Source organism: Bacteroides sp. AM23-12 (assembly GCF_003434395.1).
Classification (GTDB): domain Bacteria; phylum Bacteroidota; class Bacteroidia; order Bacteroidales; family Bacteroidaceae; genus Bacteroides; species Bacteroides thetaiotaomicron.
The window spans coordinates 1-20693 of the sequence record NZ_QTLF01000050.1; the positions used below are offsets into that span (position 1 = coordinate 1).

The following is a 20693-nucleotide window of genomic DNA, read 5'->3' on the forward strand; positions in this document are numbered from 1 at the left end:
AGGGAGACAACCATCCCCGAAACTCCGTAATAGACCAGTTGCTTGCGCCCGACCCTGTCGATGATTACAAGAGCAAGAACAGTGGTCAGAGTGTTGACTAGTCCTACGAGAACTTGGCTTAAATTAACTATAGTATACAGATGAAGCTAGTAAAGCTCCTCTTTTTAGTTAAATATAGAAAAATAAGAAGGTAAAATGTATATAAGTGTAATTTGTTACTTTTTATCGTTATATTCAAATTACTCGATAAAAAACATGAATATATATAAATTGTCAATTTATATATACGATGTAACAAGCTTTCCTGTGATATAGGATGTCAGTTTGAAATTTTTAGTAAAAAGATTCTGGGATCAACTGAGTATTGTTGATAATAAGTCAATAAACAGAAACTATTTGTTATGAGTTTTTATTTTACTATGTATGTTTTGTCCGTTGTAAAAAAATGAAAGTAATTATAGCTAAAAAGTTTTTTATTATTTTTGTAGAATCATTTTAGTAACATTGAAATGAAGTTGTTCTCGAAAAAAAGACTACCTTTACTCTATAATAAAGAATTATATAAATAATGGAACAAAAAGAATATCTCAGTATTAAATCCTTTGGTCCAATAAAGGATGTCAAATTAGATAATATCAAACCATTCACTTTCTTTATTGGTGAATCAGGTAGTGGAAAAAGTACCATTTTAAAGGTGCTGGCTATGATGAGACATATGTGTAAGCAAATAAATCTTCGTTCATACTTGAAATTGGGTAATGTTATTGATAAAACCATAGATTTAAGCATTTCTGAATATCTACGTAATGGTGGGATGACAGATTATGTCAAAAATGATACTGAAATAGTTTATAGCAAAGGAGATTGTAATATAACCTATACTCCACAGAAAGGACTAAAAGGAACAAGAAAAATAATCAGCAGCGAGAATTTATCATTGGAGAAGATCTCATTTTTCTCTGATAAACGGGGAGCTATAGCTCCTTTATTAGCAAATTTGAGTGATGGAGCAGCGTTGGGATTCTATTTTACCGAGACCTTTCAAGACTTTAAAAAAGCTACAGAAGTGATAAAGGAGCTGGAAATGCCTTATTTAGGTGTTCGCTACTATGAAAAGAAAGCTCAGAATGGAAGCAGACAATTCTTTATCAGCAATGTAAATGACACTTATAAAATTCATTTTGAAGATGCATCTTCTGGCATTCAAACGATGACACCCCTTGCTGTGATCGCTGAATATTTCTCAAAACATTTTGATCTGGTACACGGATTTAATTCTTCTATAGTTACTCTATTGGGCAAAAATGATAGTTTATCATCTTTCAGACATGATATGAATATCGGTGATATTGCCAACCGTTCCATACATCTGATGATTGAAGAACCGGAACTGAGTATGTTTCCTACAGCCCAGCGTTCATCATTAAATATGCTTATAGATAAATGCTTGAACGGAAATAAATATATGACATTGACTTTGGCTACTCATAGTCCATATATCATTAATCATTTGAATCTTTTGCTTAAAGCATTTGACAAAGGGGTGAAAATAGAAAATGCAGCATTGGACTATCATAAGACTGAGGTATATGTAGTAGAGCATGGGATGGTAAAAAGCATTAAAGTTCAAAATGCCCATCTGATAAACACGGATTACCTATCGGATGATATTAACGAGATATACAATGAGTACGATAAATTAGATGAGATACAATGATTGACTTACTAAAACGGGAACTACCGTCACATTATAAATTACATCGTACCATTGTTGATGTTCCATATGAGATTACTGCTGAAGAGCACTTTGATTTGACAGACAGAGGTCTGCCATCTATCGTGGATTATAAGACTGGGAATATTTCTTTCGATCATAGTAATCGGACAGAAGTTCAGGTTATTAATTATGAAGCGTATCTAATAGGCCTGAAGGGAACAAAATTTGAAACCGGAAGGAAGAGGTGTGATTTTATTTTGCACGAGACAGGAGGCAGTTGTGATAGTTTTTATATCTTAAACGAACAAACATCTACCAAAAAAAATATTGAGAACTTATCTAAGCCTATACTTGATAAGGATAAAAACGTGATCTATCCCGGTGGAAAATATGAAAAAGCGGAAATACAATTGTTGGAAACGTTAAGAACAATCAGGGCTGTTCCTTCTATTTCTGCTTTTATAAATCGATATAAGCGTAAAGTATGCTTGATATCATATCTTATTAAACCTGATGAAGATTCAAAGGTTTCAAGCGCCCAAAAATCTTTTGGAAGATATAAGCTGATTGAATCTAGAGAAACTGGAGAAAATGGAGCTTTATTGGAACATCCTTCAATAAATGCCGAAGGTTTCGAATTTCGTAGAATCAGCCATGAATATTCATTTAGGTTGAGTTGATATGCGTTGAGAGATATTCAGAAAATTAAAACAGTAGATTAAATAACATCTTATAAATCTACTGTTTTAATGCTTAAATGTAGCCGGATGAAAACGATAAATTCATAGACCCTATCGCTTTATCATTTTTTTTATGAATGGAGTTATCAAATTGGCATATCTTATCATTCCCAAGTCGGTAAAATGAATGCCATCAACCGTAGCCTCACCATCTTCTCCTATCATCTTTTCCGAATGAATCAAATATATATCTTTTTCCCCCTTCTTCTTGAGTGAATTGAAAATCTCATTCAATGTTTGATTCTTCCTTGTTACTTCATGAGCTACTCTCTGATCAAATAATGTATGAGTAAAAATAGGGTCTTCTATAAATACAATCGGAGTTTTCGGATGCTTGTTGCGAATGATCCGGTAAAAAGTTTCCATACGTTCTTTCATCTGTTCTACTGAAGCATTGGGTACAAAATCCAAAACGAAGACACCGGCATCCACTTCCGCCATGACTCTTGCGACTTCAAGGTCAAGTTGTCCGTTACCACTAAAACCAAGATTAATGCATTCTCGGTTCAACCTTCTTGATATGATATTGGTATGTGCCATTCCGGGACGTGAAGCACAGCCTCCTTGCAGGATGCTGGTTCCATAGAATACAATTGGTTTCTCACGGATCGGATAATTAATCTGAGGCTGATCAATGGAAGATAAAGAATCGACTCCTATAGACAGTGACACAAGTCCGTCATAAAGAGGAAGATATAGCATATATTCCCTTTCTTTAGGCTGCATATTGGCGATAACGGTAGCTTGATTTGTTTTTCCATTAGGACGTGCACTATTGACAAATCTCCACTGACCGTTCTCTTCCCAACAATATAAATCAAGACCTTTTATTCCTACATCGGTCATATGATTCATATGGTTATTAAAGAGATTCTCCCATTTCAACGCTATTCGGGTAGAGTTACTACGAAATCGTATCGCCATTCCTGCCGAATTACGACTCAAATTCCATAAAGGGGGACGAGAAATGTTTTTGAGAGAATCCGGTAGTCTCTCATATCTTGCCCCTGTGTCTTGTGTTGCTTTTCCTAAAAGAGGAAAGCATGACGCATCATGGTACGTCATTTGTTGTGCCTGTAACTGAATGCCGAACAGGCACAACATTGTGAAAAAAAAGAATTGTTTCATCATCTATTTAATTCCGACAGCGGTCAGCACTTTCCTTTGTTTGCCGTCACTGCCTTTAATGGTTTCTTTGCCATTGACCAGCATGCACGATGAACCGCCTCCGTCAAGATTCAGCGCTTCCGTACATCCCAGATCTTTCATTACTTTAGCTACGTTGGCAGTGGTCAGTCCTGCTACTCCTTCTGTCATGTTTCTGCCTTCGCACACAAAGATAATCATTTTTTTGTTAGTTGTTATACCAATTGCGGTACGAGGTTGATTGGAAGCTGCAGAAATATCCAGCATTTCTTCTACATACGTGTTTTTAATCTCTCCTGCACGCAGTAAAACTGTGACACCTCCGATACCGGTGGTAGCCTCCAATGCTTTTGCGCCGTTGGGGAAAGTAGATGACGGAGCCTGCAACGGATCCTTGTTTATATCGTTATCAGCAGGGGCGGGATAGCAATAATTAATTCCGTCGGATGCTTGATAAGTCCATGTCGTTTGAAATGTTCCGTCCTTCATTTGGCAGAAGGCTCCTAAAGTCGGATACCACATAGTTACCCAGTCTTTTGAATAGTAGTTCTGATTGGGTGCCAGTAACTGCCCTTCACGAATCACTAGATTTTGCGAATAATAGAATCCGGCACTGTAAAAGAACAATCCTCCATTGATGACTACCGGTGCCTTGGAAGATTCATAAAACTCCGAAGGGGTATGTATCGATTTACCTCCATATCCATTGGCTTCCTGTGAGAAAGCGATGTCGCCCAGAACTTCAAATTTAGCTTTACTCATATCTGCGACAGCTATGTAGGCAATCGCCTTCTTTCCCGCCAGATTTTCAGGTGATTTATAGATGTGAATATAGTCCGGAAGACTTCCGAAATTATCGGCTGTCGTCCATCCTTGTGATACTATATCAGGATTCGATTCTTCCTCTTCAGTTTCCTGATCCCATTCCCACGGATGATCAGGATAGCTTTCTCCACATGAACATATAGAGAAGGCAAGCAGTGCTGTTGCTATAAAATATAGACGTTTGATTAACATGATTCAAGTCCTCCAAAAACATTTTAATTTAGTAAATAATATGGTTATTAATAAAGCCAGAGAAGTTATGATGACTCCCCGTAAAAAGCCCAGCCAGGCATTTTGATCCAGATAGGAAAGATAGGTTCCCAGTCCTGCCAGATTCAATAGAGGTAATACTACCAACTGGGTGGATACGTATGCAATCATCGGATTCTGCCCTGCATATTCCAATGGACGGGTCAATCGGGACCAAGAATAAATGTCGCACATAATAGAAAATGCAATCATCGCCATAAAGGCAAGTCCCGATGCAAGGAAGTAATAACTGTACGTAGAAGGATCTTTCCGGATTCCCCCTTCGTAAGCTTCAAAAGCCAGCCCTAATAATATCAGATAAGTTCCTGCTCTGAAGAGTTTATACCAATAACCGGTGTTTTTTCCTTCCACCTGCAAGAGAATGTAGAGAACGCATAATATAGCGATTGTACCCACTAAATTGAGAAAAAGATAACGCATATAAAGTCCGTATAAATTGAATACGATCAGTCCGATGGTCAATAAGAGTATCCATGGCATTCTTTTGCGTTCGTCTTTATTGTCGTTTACGGGCATCGTGTTTTTGCAGTGTAACCACTCATGCAGATATTCTCCGGCAATGCTGCCGGGAATTACGATAAACAGATACTTCAGATAGGAGAACTTATACATCCACGGTAAGGGCGAGAATGCCATCAGGCTATGATTCCATGATTCTGCGTTTTCATTTCCCAAGAACACTGCCATGATAAAAGGCAATATTGCTATACGAATCCATGGCTTATTGATCGTTAATGTATAAATCAGTGAGCCGAAAATGGCCATATTGGCCAATACCAGAATGATAATATTACTGTAGCCCAGACTGAATGTCCGTCCATCGGCATAGTTGATATTCAGCAGCATGAACACTCCCGTTGCATAAGCCAGTATTTTAATCAGCATCCTTACGTATTCCGGCATTTTGAACGGAATCCTCATGAACATGGGAAACATCAAGGCAAAACCTCCCAATGCAATGAGCCATGAGCGAACATCCTGGGGAGAAGATACTACCCACGGATATATATGCTGAATAAAAATAGCGAAGAAAGTCAGCCGGAAACCTCTTAAAAGGCTGTCGTATATAATTCTCCGGCGGGAGCTGCCCTTTCTGTATTTGTTACCTATTGAAAAAGGGAAAGCAGCTCCCATTGCAAACAGGAAAAAAGGAAACACCAGATCAACCCAAGTGATCCCATATATAGAACCATCAAACACAAAGTTGGAGCGGGGACCTACCTGAGCATGATACATCCATCCGGGAAGCACTCCCCAGGCAACGCTGCCGGAGAGAACCATTGTCAGAATAGCATACCCACGCAGGGCATCCAAAGAAGAAGCTCGTGTACTGTTGTTATTCATAATTTTCATTTAATTAATGTATTACGGCCCGAAATGGAGAAGCAGGTATTTCCGCATTATTGAAAAGATCACCTTCCATATAATTGCGGAAACAATAACGCACTTCTACAGGATGAGGCACCGAATCATTCCATACTTTCACACGGGCAGAACCATTGATTATTTCCGCTTCTGCCGGTACGATATTTCCCTTTTCGTCTACAAGTTCAAATCCCCTCAACTTTTGATTTTCAGGGATCAGTCCATCACTGCCATGTTCAAAAGTGATTTCTACTACATTCTCTTTCAATTGATGGCTTTTATACAAAGGGCCTGCATACAGAAAACCTTCTTTGCCATAAGTCTTGGCCAGAGCCCAGTAAGCAAGGCGCTGACCGACTTTAATTTTGTAGGGAGGATGAATGAATTTTTCACTTCCTGCATCCGTCGTTGTGACCATACCAACATTAGGAACTTCTTGCATTAATTCCAGCTGGCATTGACGGAACCATGCACGATCAAGCCTATCTTTACCTTCGGCCTGCCATGGAGTGATCTGGACATAGTATACAGGCATTGCAGGATTATGAAAGAATTCTCTCCACTGAGCGACCATTGCGGGAAAGAGCTTTTTATAAAGAGCGGGATCAGCAGAATTGGACTCTCCCTGATACCAGATGACTCCTTTGACAGGAAATCCCTTCCACGGATTTACCATTGCATTCCATAATAAAGTAGGTGTACCCGCAGGCCAGTCGAACTTGGTTTGTTCAATATCCGGTAATTGAATTTCCGGAAATTGTGACAGTGTCTCTTTATCCATCCAAGTCTCTATCTTGGAAGCACTCCATGAGCAATGAATCAGTCCGACAGGAATATCCAATGAACGTTGTAGTAAGTCTCCGAAAAAATAAGCGGTAGCACTAAAGTCTCCGACTTCTTTGGGAGAAAGTTCCGACCAATATCCCGTAATACCTTCTTCCTTAGGAGTCGTACTCCAATCTCTTTTGACTGTAAACAAACGTAATTCCCGTTTGGAGTCGGCAGCTACGATATAGGGTTGTGAACCATAAACCGGCTGTCCCCGAAAGCCTCTGACAGGCATTTCCATATTCGATTGGCCGGAACAGAACCAAACTTCCCCCAGTAAGATGTTCTTTAATGTAAGCGCCTCACCGTCAGAGAATGTAATAGTATAGGGGCCCCCTGCTGCCGGAGTAGGAAGTTGAATATTCCAATTTCCATGCTGGTCACTTCGGGTTGTTAGCTTCCGATGATTCCATGATGCTTCAATCGTAATTTTACTATTGGCAGAGGCTTTGCCGTGGAAGGTCACTTCCGATTGTTGTTGCAACACCATGTTATCACCCCAGATCGAAGTTAACCTGACTTTGGCCTGCATTCCCAATGGGAATAGCAGGCTGATAATCCATAGGTGGTATATGATATACTTCATGAATCTTTATTTAGAAACGTTTTGCTGATACACTTTACCGAAACGGTCTGTTACTCTGATCTCTATTTTAGCTTTCGGATTACGGGGAGTGGCACGGAACATGTGTCCTGTACTTGCTGCTGATATCCAGCTCTGCATGGTTCTTTTTTTGTCTGTACATACTTGATGCGCATACGGGTCGACTCCGGTATATTGAGTCATGGTACCCATCACTTTTCCGTTTTCCAGCCATTCTACTTTCCAATTTTTATCCCAGTTCCAGACATTGGCAATAATATCTTTGGGGAATTCCTTTGATGTTCCTGCAGCATAGCTTCGAAACTGGTAATCTTTCGGATGACCGGCACTTTTGTAGTACCATTTCACTTGGTTTTCGTCTACTTCGTAGACTCCGTATCCTTGTGGGGTGCCGTCGATACAGACATCCGCATGCCACCAGATACCACATACGGCAGCCGTATTGTGCTCCATTTGATGATCGTTGAATACAATGTTCGAGTTGGAATGAAGATGGCCCGTCAGGAAGTGTGTTTCATAGCCATCCAATAATTGATGAACCGCCTCAGCATTGATCGTTTCTCCTGCCAACATGGCATAGTCGTAATTAAATGGCCTTTTCTGTTCCGTTATTCTCGTAGGAATATGCGTTATGAAAAAGACTAATGTACCTTTAGGGACATAAGACAGATCTTCTTCCAACCATTTAAAAGTTGTTTCATCTACATAGCCGATATAGAAGTATTCACGTCCTACATAAAAGTTGTTGTTGATAACAATATAGTGGGCATTTCCTTTATTGAATGAGTAGTGGGTAGGGCCGAAATATCCTTCGAAAGTCCGGTACGACGTTTCATGAGTAGCTCCATTACAATCCATATCATGATTACCGATTGCACGATATATGGGGATATCCAGTTTCTTTGCCTTATCGATATAAGGTGGAAAGAATGTGGCCGGTGTGTCCCAAAAGATGTCTCCACAATTCAGACCGAATACATCACGATCCGAATACTGATCGATTAACTGTTTATAGTCATCGACAATGGGAGCGTACAGATCCCAGTGCTCTTTCAGACCGGCCTGTACATCCGCTTCTAGCACAAACAAGTGTTTACTGTCGTCTTTAGGATTCTTCTTCAGACGGAAATTATACTCATTCGTCTCGTTCAGGTCAATTTCCTGATAGAATCGGGGAATCGTCTGTTCACAATCCGTCAAGTATCCGGCAGGAGTCGTGATATATACAAAGCGTGTGTTTCCGAGATTGGGTAGATGGTAAATACCGTTCTTGTCTGTAGTGACACAACGCTGTCCGTCTGTCACTACCACATTGGCTATACCTTTGCCATCGCAAGTAACGGTTCCTTTGATCATTCGCGCTTCATCCGGCTTAGTTTCGTCCAGTGCTTCTTTTAGTTCGTCCCACCATCCGTTGCGGATAATGTGTACAATGTCGAAAATCATCACACCGTCCGATTCTTTCAAGTTCATACGGACTGCTTTCTGGAATTGGTTTACGTCCCGTTTGTAGTCTTCTACATACAGACCGCCGCATACTGGCACCGCATCTTTCAGCAAGTATTTGGAATATTTGCAACCGCCTTCTACACATAAATATTCTCCGGTAGAAAACTCGCTGTCTGTTTCATTCTTAAATTTACCGGAAGATTTATAATAATCGTCCAGCGTTACATTCCAGTAGTAATTGCCATTCGTATAGAAATCCAGTAACTCTGCAAAGCCATAATTTTTATAGTCGGGAGTAGCCCAACTGAAGTCCTTGCTGACATCATAATTACGGCTTGCCCAGTTGACACCTACCTCAAAGTAAGTAGGATACCATGCACCAGTATAAGCAGCCAACATACATTCCGGCTTTATCTTTTTGATGGAAGTACGTACATCTTTTATAAAGTTATATATAACAGAAGCTCTCCACGTCAGCCATTGATGATAGTATGGGCCACCCACACGGTCTATGCCTCCTTCGGCATTAGGGCGCCATTCAAAAATATCCTCCGGAAACTTCTCAACTTTCTTTCCGATGAATTTCTCAAACATCTTCTTTGACTCAGGAGAAAAGTCCGAATCAATACAATCATATCGTGCACGGTCAAGCATGATGCCGTCAAATGCATAATTCCGAACAACTTCTTTGATCACATCAATCTCATACTTCTGCACCTCTTTCAGTGCCGGATTCAGGAACATGGTAGGCTTTCCTTCTATTTCCGTTACAGGGAGCAGTCCTTTGCGCGGTACATAATTGGTAGCCTGCCACTTTTTGTGTTTATCGAAGATGGCGCCACGTTTCACGATATTCTGTCCGTCAGCAAATATATTCATTCCGGCAAAGATGATCATATTGCGGGCATGAGCAGCTTCGATAAAGGTACCGATAAAGTCAAAATCCGGACGGTCGAAGTTTTTCCAGTTCTTCTTCTGTGCGGCATATTTGCTGGGATATAATACTTCACCCGTATTGTCTTTAATGTCCAATACCAGATGCGTGATACCTGCTTCATGACATTTGTCTACATAGAAGCGGATTGAATCGGGGTAGCTGAAACGTTGGAAATTAGCCGAACAGTCTAACCACATTACTTTTGGCTTTCCCGAGGCAAATGCCAGAATGCCTATCCATAACAAAAGGGAGATAATTGAGAATCTTTTCATATTCATAGCGTATTCTTTCGATTTTACTTCAGAGCTCCTCCGGCTCTCATTCCGTTTTCAACTTCTTTCCATAATCCTTTGTTGATGATATGTACAATGTCGAATACCATCAGTCCATCGGAAGCTTTCAGGTTCATTTCTATGGTTGCGGATAATTTGGCGGGATTGTCATAGAATTGGTCTACCAGAATACCACCCATAAATTTATTATCTTTCATGATATTGCGTAATTTCTGACAAGAACCTTCAACAGAATACCACGTGCCGCTTTGTGCCTGTGAATCTGTTTCGTTCCATACGCTCTTCTTGTTTTTCAGAGATTCTTCTATGGTGATATCGGTATAATAATTTCCGGTAGTATATAAGTCCATCAGTTCGGCATAACCGTAATTCTTGTATTCGGGAGTAGCCCAGTCAAAATCTTCGCTCGGATCGTATTTCTTGCTCGCAAAGTTTACGCCTACTTCATAATAAGAAGGATACCATGCTCCGGTGTATGTACCGAAAGAAATATCCGGATTCACTTTCTTTACTTCATTCCGGGCACGGGCCATGAAGTCGTAGATGTTCTTGGTGCGCCATTCAATCCATTTCAGGAAATGTTTTCCGCGTTCGGGATAGTATTTATCATTCTCGTCCTTTTTCCATTCGAAGATGTCTTCCGGAAACTTTTCTACTTTCTGCCCGATATACGCTTCGAACTTCTGACGGGAGAGGTCTGAAAAGTCTGCCGTTATACCATCATAGCGTACACGGTCCAGCATCAATCCATCCAGATCGGGATAACGTTTCACTAAATCCTTGAGAACATTCAATATATGTGTCTGAAACTCCTCATTGACAGGATTAACCATTGCCGAATATTTCTTCTTTTCGTTGGTGATGGAAGTGATTCCTTCCGGAGTGTATACTGTCGATGCCCATTCTGGATGCGTGGAATAGACTAATCCACGGTCGAAATAATTGTGTCCTGCGACAAAGACATTGAGTGAAGCATGTACCTCTATACCCAGTTCATGGGCTTTTTTGATGAAATGTCCCAAGTAATCGAAGTCTTTGCGTTCATATCCATGCCATTCACGCATTTTAGGAGCAAACTCCGTATCGAACAGTACTTCTCCGGTGATGGGACGTACATCAACGATAGCATGGGTGAAACCTAATGATTTTATTTTTGTCAGATAATAATCAATGGAGTCAGGATTGCTGAAGCGTTCAAAGTTTGCTTCCGCATCAAACCACATCAAAGCGGGCTTGGCATTTTCCACTTTGGGAACTGTGCTTTTGCATGCTCCCAATGCAATGATTAACAGACTTGATAAAAGTACTATTGTTATTTTTCTCATACGATCATATTCTAATGTGTCGGTTATTCTTTTTTATTCAATTGCGAGTTTGATGCCTTCTTTGGCATATTGCCATTGATCGGCTTTCTTCAGATGAATCATGTCGAACAGAAAATATCCGTCGCAAACATTCATACAGGCTTTTACAGATTGTACGATTGCCTGATTTTCTTGTTCTTGAGTAGCCTGATTATTGGTATCCCAATTTCCTACATCCGGACCTCCGGCTACAATGGGGCATTCTCCTTTTATTTTATCTTTAGCCAATGAACAGAAACCTTCCATAGTCCATTCCGTCGTACCGTGTACCTTTAGCGGTGAGGCATAGGCACCGATCAGTATTTGATCCATACAGGCGGCATAGCCGTAATTTTTATATTTGCTTGTCGCCCAGTTGTAATAACGCGAGGTATCATAAGTGGAAGCTGCCCAGTTGACACCTACATCATAATAGGTAGAATACCAGCCGCCTACATAAACTCCGAATTTGATGCCGGGTTTCACTCCTTTTACAGCAGTGCGTGCTTTCTGCATAAAGTCATAAATCACTTTTGCACGGAATTCCAGCCACTTAGTCAAATATTTAGGATAGGTGGCAGGAAGACTGGAAGCACCCGGTAGTAAAATGTCATCCGGATAGTTTTGAATTCTGATGCCTCCCATATATTCTTCAAACTGTTTACGGGATTCTTCGGAAAAGTCAGTTTGTAGATTGAGGAAACGACCTCTGTCTAAGAAAATGCCATCGAGATCGTAGCTTGCAAGGTCTTTCAGTAAATCGCAAAGAAAGGTCTGTACTTCGGGATGGGCAGGATTAAAGAATTTAGTACTTTCACTGGTATTCATCACACTCACAATCCCTGTCTGCATATTCATTTGCGTAGCCCATTCTGCTTTGGACTGGTCTCTGTACAGTAACCCAGTTCCTCCGTCAATCTGATTTCCACCTACAAATGTGTTGATGGCAGCATGAATGCGGAGCCCTTGTTTGCGTGCCTCGTCAACAAAGGCTTGCAAGTAATCCCATGTAGCTGTACGTTCTACCTTTGTGTAGTTGCTTCCAATCCAGGCATACATGAATTTAACCTGATCTACAATATTGGTTTTGAATAGTACATCACCTGTAGTGGGACGCACATCTACCACAATATCTGTAAAACCGGCATCTTTGGCTAATGCCAGATCACGGGCTATATTTTCTTTACTATTAGCGAAATCGGGGAAGTTGGCAGCTGCATCAATCCAGATATATCGAGGTTTGGAGGCGTTAGGGTTCTCTGTCGGTTCTTCCTTTCCGCCGTTGCTGGTGTCTCCCCAATAATCTTTGGTATCACTGCCACCGCATGCCATGCACATACAGACAGCTATTCCTCCCAAAACTATTTTTAATCTGTTTTTTCTGATATTCATTTTGTATGGTTCTTAATCGTTGAAGTAAAAAGCCTGTACCTGAAAAAGGTACAGGCTTCCGAATCCATTACTGGTTATATTACATATCGATACAGTCGCACTGTACGCAACCTACATATCCATTAGTAAACATGAAGTAGATGTATAAGTAGTAGCCATTGGATGAAACTTTAAGAGCTACGTCACCTGTTCCATTTGCATTTTGACTACCCAATGCTTTGGCACCGTAATTGCCATTGACACCCAAGCCGTCACTTCCAAAGTTTATCGGCTGATTATCTAATGAATTACCCGCCAGATCGAATAGGTAAATACTATCATCTGTGCCCCATGTAAAGCTGTTCACAGAGTTTGAAAGTACGTATGCCACTTTATTAAAGACTTTATAATCTACTGCGTTTTGAATCCAGTTGGCACTGACTTCCGGACCGTTATATCTGATTGTATTGGTTTTTCCATTGAACCAGCACAGATTTCGTGGAGTACTGTAGAATGCTGCAAAGTAATCACTTGTCGGATCGGTCGGATCAGAATAGATTACATCGGCATTATCGCCCCATGAACCTAGTCCCTGAGATACTACCAGATCAGGAGTTTGTGATTTTAACGCACCATTAACGACTTGCCAGCGGGCAAACTGTCCGGAGGTTCCATAGTAAGGAGCTGTGATAATGGCATCTCCATCCAGGCTACCTTGTACTGAAAGTTTTCTACCGATAGCAGAAGTTACATTGAATTCAATATATTTCTCCGGAGTTCCGTTTACACCGCGTACTCTCCATACGGTAAAGACGTTACCTGAGTTCGGTACTAAGTTGGTGAATAAGATATTATCTCCGTCATCAGCTGTTGCATAGAAGTTTGTGAGACTTCCTGCGAAACTGCTTATGTTTATAGTTCCCACATTAGCTCCTGTTCTTCCGTCCAGATAGATAGCGTTGCTGTTACCGCGGTCATTAATAACTACATAGTCATTAGTTACGGCAATTCCCGTTACCATATTGGTACTTGTGATACCCACATCTGTAAGTTTCTTAGTCCAGAGCAGTTTGGCACTGTTGGCGCGAAGTCCTGCGGCAATCTTTTCCGGAATTTCCTTCTTCACTGTATACACAGACTGGGTAGTACCGTTTTGAGCTGTTACGGTCAACTTTTGTTCTTGATCATAGTTTAGGGCAACAGTTCTGGGGTCGGGTGAGATGGTCGCACCATGTGAAATGGTAACATCTGCCAGCATTTCCCCTATACTTTCCAAACTGATCAAAGAGATTGTTTTGGTACTTTCATTGATGATTCCCGACAGCCCCAAACTTGTTAGATTGAATTTCGTGATTGCACATTCATTGCTCTTACGAATCTCTGCAACAACTTTATATTCGGTGCTTGTGCCGGTCTGGTCTTTCACTGTTATAAAGTTTTCCTGCGTCATATCCATAAATAATAATGTAGGATACACATATACATTATTGTCCAGATCAGCGATCACACGCATCTTTTTCAGGTCAGACTGTTGCAGAACATTATCCGAGAGTTTGGGATAGTTATATGGAAATACAACGGTAATCACATGATTCGTATAATCTATCTCACTAGTGAAACTATTGTCATCACTGTCATCATCCGGGAAGGATGCTGTCAAGTTATTGATTATGTTCCTTTCAACAGTCGGATTGAAATCTTCCGGGCTATGGCATGCGCTCATACCCATCAGAAACGCAATGACTGAAACAATTGATAATATTTTATTTTTCATTGTATTAAGCTTTTAGTTATTTCCATTCATCATATTGCTCAATTAACGCATTATTCTTTATTTCAGAAGTCGGTACCGGTAAAACGTATAACTTCTGTGGGAACTTACGATCTTGTCCGTCGCAATCAATGTATTCGTACGTACCGTTCGTAATCTTGAGACCGTGGCAGCGATAGTTGTTATACTCAATGTGTGCCAGTTTCCAACGGCGCATATCCCAGAACAGATGTCCTTCGTATGCAAGTTCAACTTTACGTTCGTTGCGATAATCATTGAACCATGTTTCACCACTGGAAGACTTGCCCGGCAGATTTACCCCCTGACGTCCGCGGACACGGTTCATTAAAGACTGTGCCTCACCGGTTTTGTTGAGTCTGTATGCTGCTTCAGCCTTATTCAACAGAACTTCAGCAAATCGGATTTCTACCCATGCCTGAGAACTTTTGGTTCCTTTGACGTCAATCAGTTTCTCATCCAACAGTTTACGCAGGAAGTAACCGGTTGTTGTTTTACCATAGGAGTATGACTGTTCACGATAAGCCATGAAAGCACCGTTTGTTCCACCTACGCTACAATCCATCACTCTGCCTTTCCACGTACAGCCACGATAAATAATAGTAGCCGCAAAACGAGGTTCCAACTGATCATAAGGAGGTTCTTTGGTGGTAGTGCCGTGCCATTCGGACCAGTCTACTTTGTTTCCGTTTTTATCTTCATAAGATTCTACCATTTCCTGTGTCGGAGTACCCAGCGCACCAAAGTCGTAGCCGTCACATTGCGGAACGTAATACTGGTCGAAGGTATGGTTCGGACCACTGTCTTTATTGTAGTCAAATTCCAAAATAGCTTCTTTATTATTGCCTTTCCAAGCATCTGCATAGTTGTCCACCAAATCATACAACTGTAACTTTTCTACTTCATCAGCTGCGTCATAAGCATCCTGCCAACGCTCAGCATATAGCATAGCACGTGATTTCAATGCGTAAGCCGCACCTTTTGTCACTCGTCCTTTGTTGGCTGCATCCCATTCTTTAGGAAGATTGGTTGCCGCAAAATCCAGGTCATCTGCAATGAATTGCCATGTTTCCGCTGCCGTGCTGCGTGCTTTGTCATTAGAGGTAGGAAGATCGTCATACAGAATGACTCCACCATGCCGTTTGGCTAACTGAAAATAAACATAAGCACGGAAGAAGCGTACCTGAGCTTCCCATTTCAGATTCTTATCATCCGGGAATGTAGAGTACTTCTTCTGCATAACCAAAAACTGATTCATCTGACGGATATTACCGTAAGCCAAATCCTTATCCCAGATGTTGTAACGGCATCCGTCCGGACTGATAACATCCGGATTGGTAACGTAATTGTTCGGATGTCCGGCTCTGTCTCCCAAAGCTACTGAACCGTATTTGAATGTCTCAGTCAAACTCTCTGTCAAACTTCCTGAGAACTGAGCCTCCCCAAATTGTCCGTATTTATGAAGATATGTATAGAATGCATTAACGTATTTATCCACGTATGCTTCATCTTGCCAAACAATTTCATCACTAACGGTCGAGGTTTGCTCCACACCGTCCAGCCAGTCATTGCACGAACTTATACTAAAGCCTAGTGCCAGTGCTAATGATATATTTAATAATATTCTTTTCATGTGATTTCGTTTTTTAGAATGTTAGTTTTACACCTAGCGTATATGTTCTCTGCTGCGGATAATAGCCATTGTTTACCGCCGGTGATTCCGGGTCGATGTTGTATTTGGTAAGTCCGCTGAAGGTCAATAGGTTGTATCCTTCTACATAAAGTCTTAGTCCTTCTATACCTGCCGGATTCAACCACTTTTTGGGGAAGTTGTAACCTATCTGTGCAGTCTTCAAACGCATATAGTTACCATTCCTGTACCAGAAAGTTGAAGAGTACCCATTGTTGTTACTCGGACCTGTGATTTCCAGACGTGGAAATTCCGCGTTAGTGTGCTCAGGTGTCCATGAGTTCTCTACCAGGAAAGTCGGTGAGTTTCCACCATGATAGAAAGGCTTCGTAAATGAGGTATTATCCTGTGTACCTTCAGAACCACTGGCTGTATATTGACCTGTCAGTGCAACTACATTGCCCAATCCCCAAGAGAATAATAAGTCAAAGTCAAATCCTTTCCAATTACCGAATAAATTCAAAGAACCGGTATGCTTCGGAGTAGCACTTTTGCCTACATAGCCTTGGTCTTGTGCTGCTGTAATAATACCATCACCATTTCTGTCTACATACTTAATGTATCCCGGCAATGCCTTATAGCCTTTAACTGTTGCTGAATTTGCTATCTCTTCCTCGCTCTGAAACAGACCATTTGCGATAAAACCATATTTAGAACCGATTTGCTTTCCTGTCAAACGCTGATATTCAGGAGCATTGTCGGAGTCGCCTACATACTTCAGCCAACGACCGTATGCATATGACCAGATCAACTTGGCACCATAATTAAACTTGTTGATATGGTTATAATGAGTCAAAGTAACGTCGAAACCTTTATAATCAGTCTTGTTCACATTGGCAGAACTGAAATAATATCCACCTCTTGAAGGTGCGTATGCTCCGGTCACAGTGGCCAGTTTATCATACTCGTATTTATAGAATACGTCAAATTCAACTCCTAACAAACCATTCCACATCGTTGCGTCGACACCGACATTATAGTTCAGGCACTGTGCCCATGACAAGTTGGGATTACCTAATACGGAAGCATACATCATGGTCTGACTGCTGCCGCCAATAACAACTGCATTTTTGCTGATTCCCATTGTATTTCTCCATTGGAAGGCACTTACGCCGCTGGTGGCTGTTTTACCAATACCGGCTCTCAGTTTCAGATTATTGACCCAGGGAGCATTGAACCAACTTTCATTGTTGAGTCTCCAACCTGCAGAAACACCGGGCAATGTTACCCAACGTTTATTCATACCTCCAAACAGATAACTACCATCGTGACGAAGAGAAGCTTCCAAATAATACTTATCATCATAATTATAGTTCACACGACCTACGAAACCTGCTACTCTGGTATGTCCGCTATATCCTCCGATAGATGGGAATTTTTCTGCTCCGTTTCCTGTCTTATTCGTGATCTGATTGAGTTCATCCAATTGGATAAAGTCCAGCCCATAACCAGTGGCACTTAATGCATTACTTTTGTTTTCACGGGTTTCTGCCAGGAACATAGCTCCTACAGTATGTTTCCCGAACTTATTGTCATACGTCACACTTGACTGTGTGGTAAATGTATATCCCCGGGAAGCAGATTCACTCAGACTGATTGAATTGCCCGACGCGTCGGTTCCTTTATAGTAAGTTAATGAAGTGCTCTCAATAGTCGGAAGATTCATGATCATTACTTCATAAGGATTGCTGAGAATCTTACTGAAGTTATATGTCAGGTCATAAGCCCCTTGAAATTTAAAGCTTAATCCTTTCAACCAGGGTGCATCATATTTCAGGCTGAAATTGGACTGGATATAGGAATAGTTGGATTTGCTGTATCCGGATTCATTGATAGATGCCAGCGGAGCCACCGGAGAGGAAGCCGTCGGAGTGGATACATTATATGTTTTTCCTTCATATTCGTAAGTGTCAGGCACATAAGGCAGGGCACGAATCACTTGTTGCGGCACATTATGCCAGTCATCCGGATTGGCTGAATAGCGCGGCGAATCTCTTTTTTCAATACGACCGGATACTCCTAAGGTGAAAGTGAGGCTCTTGGTTAACTTTGCATCAATATTGGAACGAAGATTCAAACGGTTGTAACCATAGTTATCTATGTTACCATCTTCATTCAGATAACCGATAGATGCAAAGAAACGCACTCTGTCACTACCTCCGGTTGCTGAAATGTTATGGTGCGTACGGGTACCGGTACCATATACTTTATCATACCAGTTTGTGTTTCCCCAACCATCAACTCCGTCTTTCATCTTCTGCACCATCTCTGCTGTAAATACCTGAGAGTCTCCTTGCAGTTCGCGTGCTTTATTATACCAATAAGCATAACCGGGTCCATCCAGCCATTCCTGTTGTTCCGCATTTTGGCTGAAACCGACAGAACCTGTATAAGTAATAGACATTTTTTCTGCCTTACCCTGTTTCGTGGTAACGATGAAAACACCATTGGCATCCAAACCGTAAACGGCTACAGCCGAAGCGTCTTTCAGAATAGATACCGATTCTATTTCGTTAGGGTCCAGTCCGTTGAAGTCGGCTGATGTACGGCGGATTCCATCGATTACGTATACTATACCCGTTTGTCCGCGCATGGTCAATGTTGCATTGTCAGACCCCGGCTGACCACTGGACTGAACGGCTGCCACTCCGGCAATACGTGCGCCAACTACGTTACTGATACTCATCGTCGGAGCTTTCAGCAATTCTTTGTCCGATACGGTAGAAATTGCTGCAGTGATGCTTCCACGTTTTTGAGTACCGTATCCCACAACAACTACTTCATCCAGTGAAGCAACGTCGTCTTTCATAGTTACTGAGATGAAACGCTGGTTGTTTACCTTGATGTCCTGTGTATTCATGCCAACATAAGAGAATATCAATACATCATTATTTCGGGCATTGATACTGAACTTTCCATCCAAGTCTGTGATAGTACCGCTGGTTGTACCTTTTACAGCTACAGATACTCCAGGTAATGGTTCGCCACTACCATCATTGACTGATCCCTTTATTACGTTTTGTGCCATACAGTTGAGTGTGCACATGAACGCAATAAATAATGAGGTAATAAACCTCGGATTCCATTTGATTCTTTTTTTCATTGCATTACAATATTAGATAGGTTTATAGAATAAAGTGTTCACAATATCGTTCGTATAAGTGTCCGGCTTGCAGATAAGCCGAATTAGGGCTCATGAAATGAGAAAACTCAAACGTGATTGCATTTTCCATTCCCGCTCTTCGCGCAGCGTCCAGTTTCAACAATAGCTTTTCCCATTTAATGGGTAGGAAACGAATAGGCATGTCCCGGTCAAAAGATTCGATATTGGTCCAGCATTTCATATTGTATTTATCAGCCAGTTTTTTGTTAATAACCAGATAATCATATAATTCATGATAGTCTACCTGACCATCCTGAAATGCCATGATATCGACTGCTCCCTTTACATTATCCAATATTTCGTCCCATTCTTCTTCGTGTTCTTTCACTGACAAGGCTTTGTCACCCGCCATTACCTGGTCTGTCTTTACTCCATGTATGTATGGAGAAACTAAAGTCGTCAGATTGCCAGAGACACTCTTGGCGTGCTTTCCGACTTCCGCATAAATCTTAGACATGTTTTTCGTCCGGCGGCTGATTTCCTGAGATAAATACCATCCCTGAAAAGATTTATGATGACCATATTTCTTCCATACTTCATCAATCAGAGCCATGTTCAAATCTATTTCTTTCTGAAATAATCCTTCCTGCCAGTACTTCCCGGAATCGTACATACCAAAATAGAAAGCCATGTCGTATTTATCGGCCAGTGTCAGAAACATCTCGACCAAGTCTACAGGCGGATAATACACATCTTCTTTTCCCAACAGGCATTGAAAAGGAGAAGCAATCCATTTACCAAGACCGGCACGAATCAACACTACGGTATTGATTCCCATCTTTTTCATAGCTTTAAAATCCTTATCCCATTCTTTTGTACCCCAATTCTGGTGCGGAATATCCCAACTGATTTCGTCCAGAAAAGTAGCTTTGATAGGCATCCCTTTCAAGGCATTGGGAGTGGCAAATGTCTCAAATGTTTCTTCTTCTTCAGATGCTGCCCTTTTGATGGGAGTGCATGCCGTCAGAAGTTTGCTGCCTGCTAGCAATGAACATGTGGCAAATGCGGTTTTTAGAAAATTACGTCGTCCGTCCATATCGTTCTATTTAAATAAGGGTTTATAAATTTTCCAGTACTTTCCAGCATTGGTACAATCCTCTTGGTACATGGAAACATCCTTTCCATTTCCCACCTTTGAGTGGCAGCAATACTTCTCCCTGCCG

13 protein-coding genes and 1 pseudogene are annotated in these 20693 nt (G+C 41.2%); 2 read left to right on the forward strand and 12 right to left on the reverse strand.

Going from position 1 to position 20693, the window contains the following annotated elements:
- Nucleotides 1-116, reverse strand: a pseudogene (locus DW640_RS21910) (MFS transporter); the annotation flags it as partial.
- A gap of 452 nt (nucleotides 117-568) precedes the next feature.
- On the opposite strand from DW640_RS21910, the gene DW640_RS21915 reads away from it, so the two are divergent.
- Complete coding sequence (locus DW640_RS21915; RefSeq protein ID WP_008760730.1) at nucleotides 569-1717, forward strand: AAA family ATPase; 1149 nt, start codon at nucleotides 569-571, stop codon at nucleotides 1715-1717.
- Entirely contained in the window at nucleotides 1714-2397 is a 684-nt protein-coding gene (locus tag DW640_RS21920) for a hypothetical protein (RefSeq protein WP_061473532.1), read from the forward strand. Before DW640_RS21915 ends, DW640_RS21920 begins: the two co-directional genes overlap by 4 nt.
- Nucleotides 2398-2508: 111 nt before the next feature.
- On the opposite strand, the gene DW640_RS21925 is transcribed toward DW640_RS21920, so the two are convergent.
- The 11 genes from DW640_RS21925 to DW640_RS21975 form a co-directional block, all read right to left on the reverse strand.
- A complete protein-coding gene (locus DW640_RS21925) occupies nucleotides 2509-3561 on the reverse strand; it encodes an SGNH/GDSL hydrolase family protein (RefSeq protein WP_117578953.1) in 1053 nt (350 codons plus the stop codon).
- Nucleotides 3562-3588: 27 nt separating this feature from the next.
- The gene (locus DW640_RS21930; RefSeq protein ID WP_055228928.1) at nucleotides 3589-4620 is read right to left on the reverse strand and encodes a phosphodiester glycosidase family protein; all 1032 of its coding nucleotides are present in this window, start codon (nucleotides 4618-4620) and stop codon (nucleotides 3589-3591) included.
- A 3-nt stretch (nucleotides 4621-4623) separates the two neighbouring features.
- Nucleotides 4624-6042 (reverse strand): DUF5009 domain-containing protein, encoded by a 1419-nt coding sequence (locus DW640_RS21935; RefSeq protein WP_061473529.1) that lies wholly within the window; start codon nucleotides 6040-6042, stop codon nucleotides 4624-4626.
- Between the two features lie 13 nt (nucleotides 6043-6055).
- Nucleotides 6056-7477: a sialate O-acetylesterase gene (locus DW640_RS21940; RefSeq protein WP_061473528.1), complete on the reverse strand. Its 1422-nt coding sequence runs from the start codon at nucleotides 7475-7477 to the stop codon at nucleotides 6056-6058.
- A 6-nt stretch (nucleotides 7478-7483) separates the two neighbouring features.
- A complete protein-coding gene (locus tag DW640_RS21945) occupies nucleotides 7484-10159 on the reverse strand; it encodes a calcineurin-like phosphoesterase C-terminal domain-containing protein (protein ID WP_117578952.1) in 2676 nt (891 codons plus the stop codon).
- Between the two features lie 17 nt (nucleotides 10160-10176).
- Nucleotides 10177-11499, reverse strand: coding sequence for an alpha amylase family protein (locus tag DW640_RS21950; RefSeq protein WP_090616491.1), 1323 nt, complete (start codon nucleotides 11497-11499; stop codon nucleotides 10177-10179).
- 33 nt (nucleotides 11500-11532) lie between these two features.
- Entirely contained in the window at nucleotides 11533-12909 is a 1377-nt protein-coding gene (locus DW640_RS21955) for an alpha amylase family protein (protein ID WP_008760737.1), read from the reverse strand.
- 79 nt (nucleotides 12910-12988) lie between these two features.
- Nucleotides 12989-14662, reverse strand: coding sequence for a DUF5018 domain-containing protein (locus DW640_RS21960; protein ID WP_008760738.1), 1674 nt, complete (start codon nucleotides 14660-14662; stop codon nucleotides 12989-12991).
- A gap of 16 nt (nucleotides 14663-14678) precedes the next feature.
- Entirely contained in the window at nucleotides 14679-16310 is a 1632-nt protein-coding gene (locus DW640_RS21965; protein ID WP_008760739.1) for a RagB/SusD family nutrient uptake outer membrane protein, read from the reverse strand.
- A 13-nt stretch (nucleotides 16311-16323) separates the two neighbouring features.
- Nucleotides 16324-19470, reverse strand: coding sequence for a TonB-dependent receptor (locus tag DW640_RS21970; protein WP_061473525.1), 3147 nt, complete (start codon nucleotides 19468-19470; stop codon nucleotides 16324-16326).
- Nucleotides 19471-19492: 22 nt separating this feature from the next.
- Entirely contained in the window at nucleotides 19493-20566 is a 1074-nt protein-coding gene (locus DW640_RS21975) for a DUF4434 domain-containing protein (protein WP_008760740.1), read from the reverse strand.
- Nucleotides 20567-20693 lie beyond the last annotated feature (127 nt).

Bases quoted from the DNA above. Each gene is read 5' to 3' on its own strand.
- DW640_RS21960 (WP_008760738.1), bottom strand. From the start codon at position 14,662: ATGAAAAATAAAATATTATCAATTGTTTCAGTCATTGCGTTTCTGATG.
- DW640_RS21920 (WP_061473532.1), top strand. From the start codon at position 1,714: ATGATTGACTTACTAAAACGGGAACTACCGTCACATTATAAATTACAT.
- DW640_RS21965 (WP_008760739.1), bottom strand. From the start codon at position 16,310: ATGAAAAGAATATTATTAAATATATCATTAGCACTGGCACTAGGCTTT.
- DW640_RS21935 (WP_061473529.1), bottom strand. From the start codon at position 6,042: ATGAATAACAACAGTACACGAGCTTCTTCTTTGGATGCCCTGCGTGGG.
- DW640_RS21940 (WP_061473528.1), bottom strand. From the start codon at position 7,477: ATGAAGTATATCATATACCACCTATGGATTATCAGCCTGCTATTCCCA.
- DW640_RS21915 (WP_008760730.1), top strand. From the start codon at position 569: ATGGAACAAAAAGAATATCTCAGTATTAAATCCTTTGGTCCAATAAAG.
- DW640_RS21930 (WP_055228928.1), bottom strand. From the start codon at position 4,620: ATGTTAATCAAACGTCTATATTTTATAGCAACAGCACTGCTTGCCTTC.
- DW640_RS21950 (WP_090616491.1), bottom strand. From the start codon at position 11,499: ATGAGAAAAATAACAATAGTACTTTTATCAAGTCTGTTAATCATTGCA.
- DW640_RS21975 (WP_008760740.1), bottom strand. From the start codon at position 20,566: ATGGACGGACGACGTAATTTTCTAAAAACCGCATTTGCCACATGTTCA.
- DW640_RS21945 (WP_117578952.1), bottom strand. From the start codon at position 10,159: ATGAATATGAAAAGATTCTCAATTATCTCCCTTTTGTTATGGATAGGC.
- DW640_RS21970 (WP_061473525.1), bottom strand. From the start codon at position 19,470: ATGAAAAAAAGAATCAAATGGAATCCGAGGTTTATTACCTCATTATTT.
- DW640_RS21955 (WP_008760737.1), bottom strand. From the start codon at position 12,909: ATGAATATCAGAAAAAACAGATTAAAAATAGTTTTGGGAGGAATAGCT.
- DW640_RS21925 (WP_117578953.1), bottom strand. From the start codon at position 3,561: ATGTTGTGCCTGTTCGGCATTCAGTTACAGGCACAACAAATGACGTAC.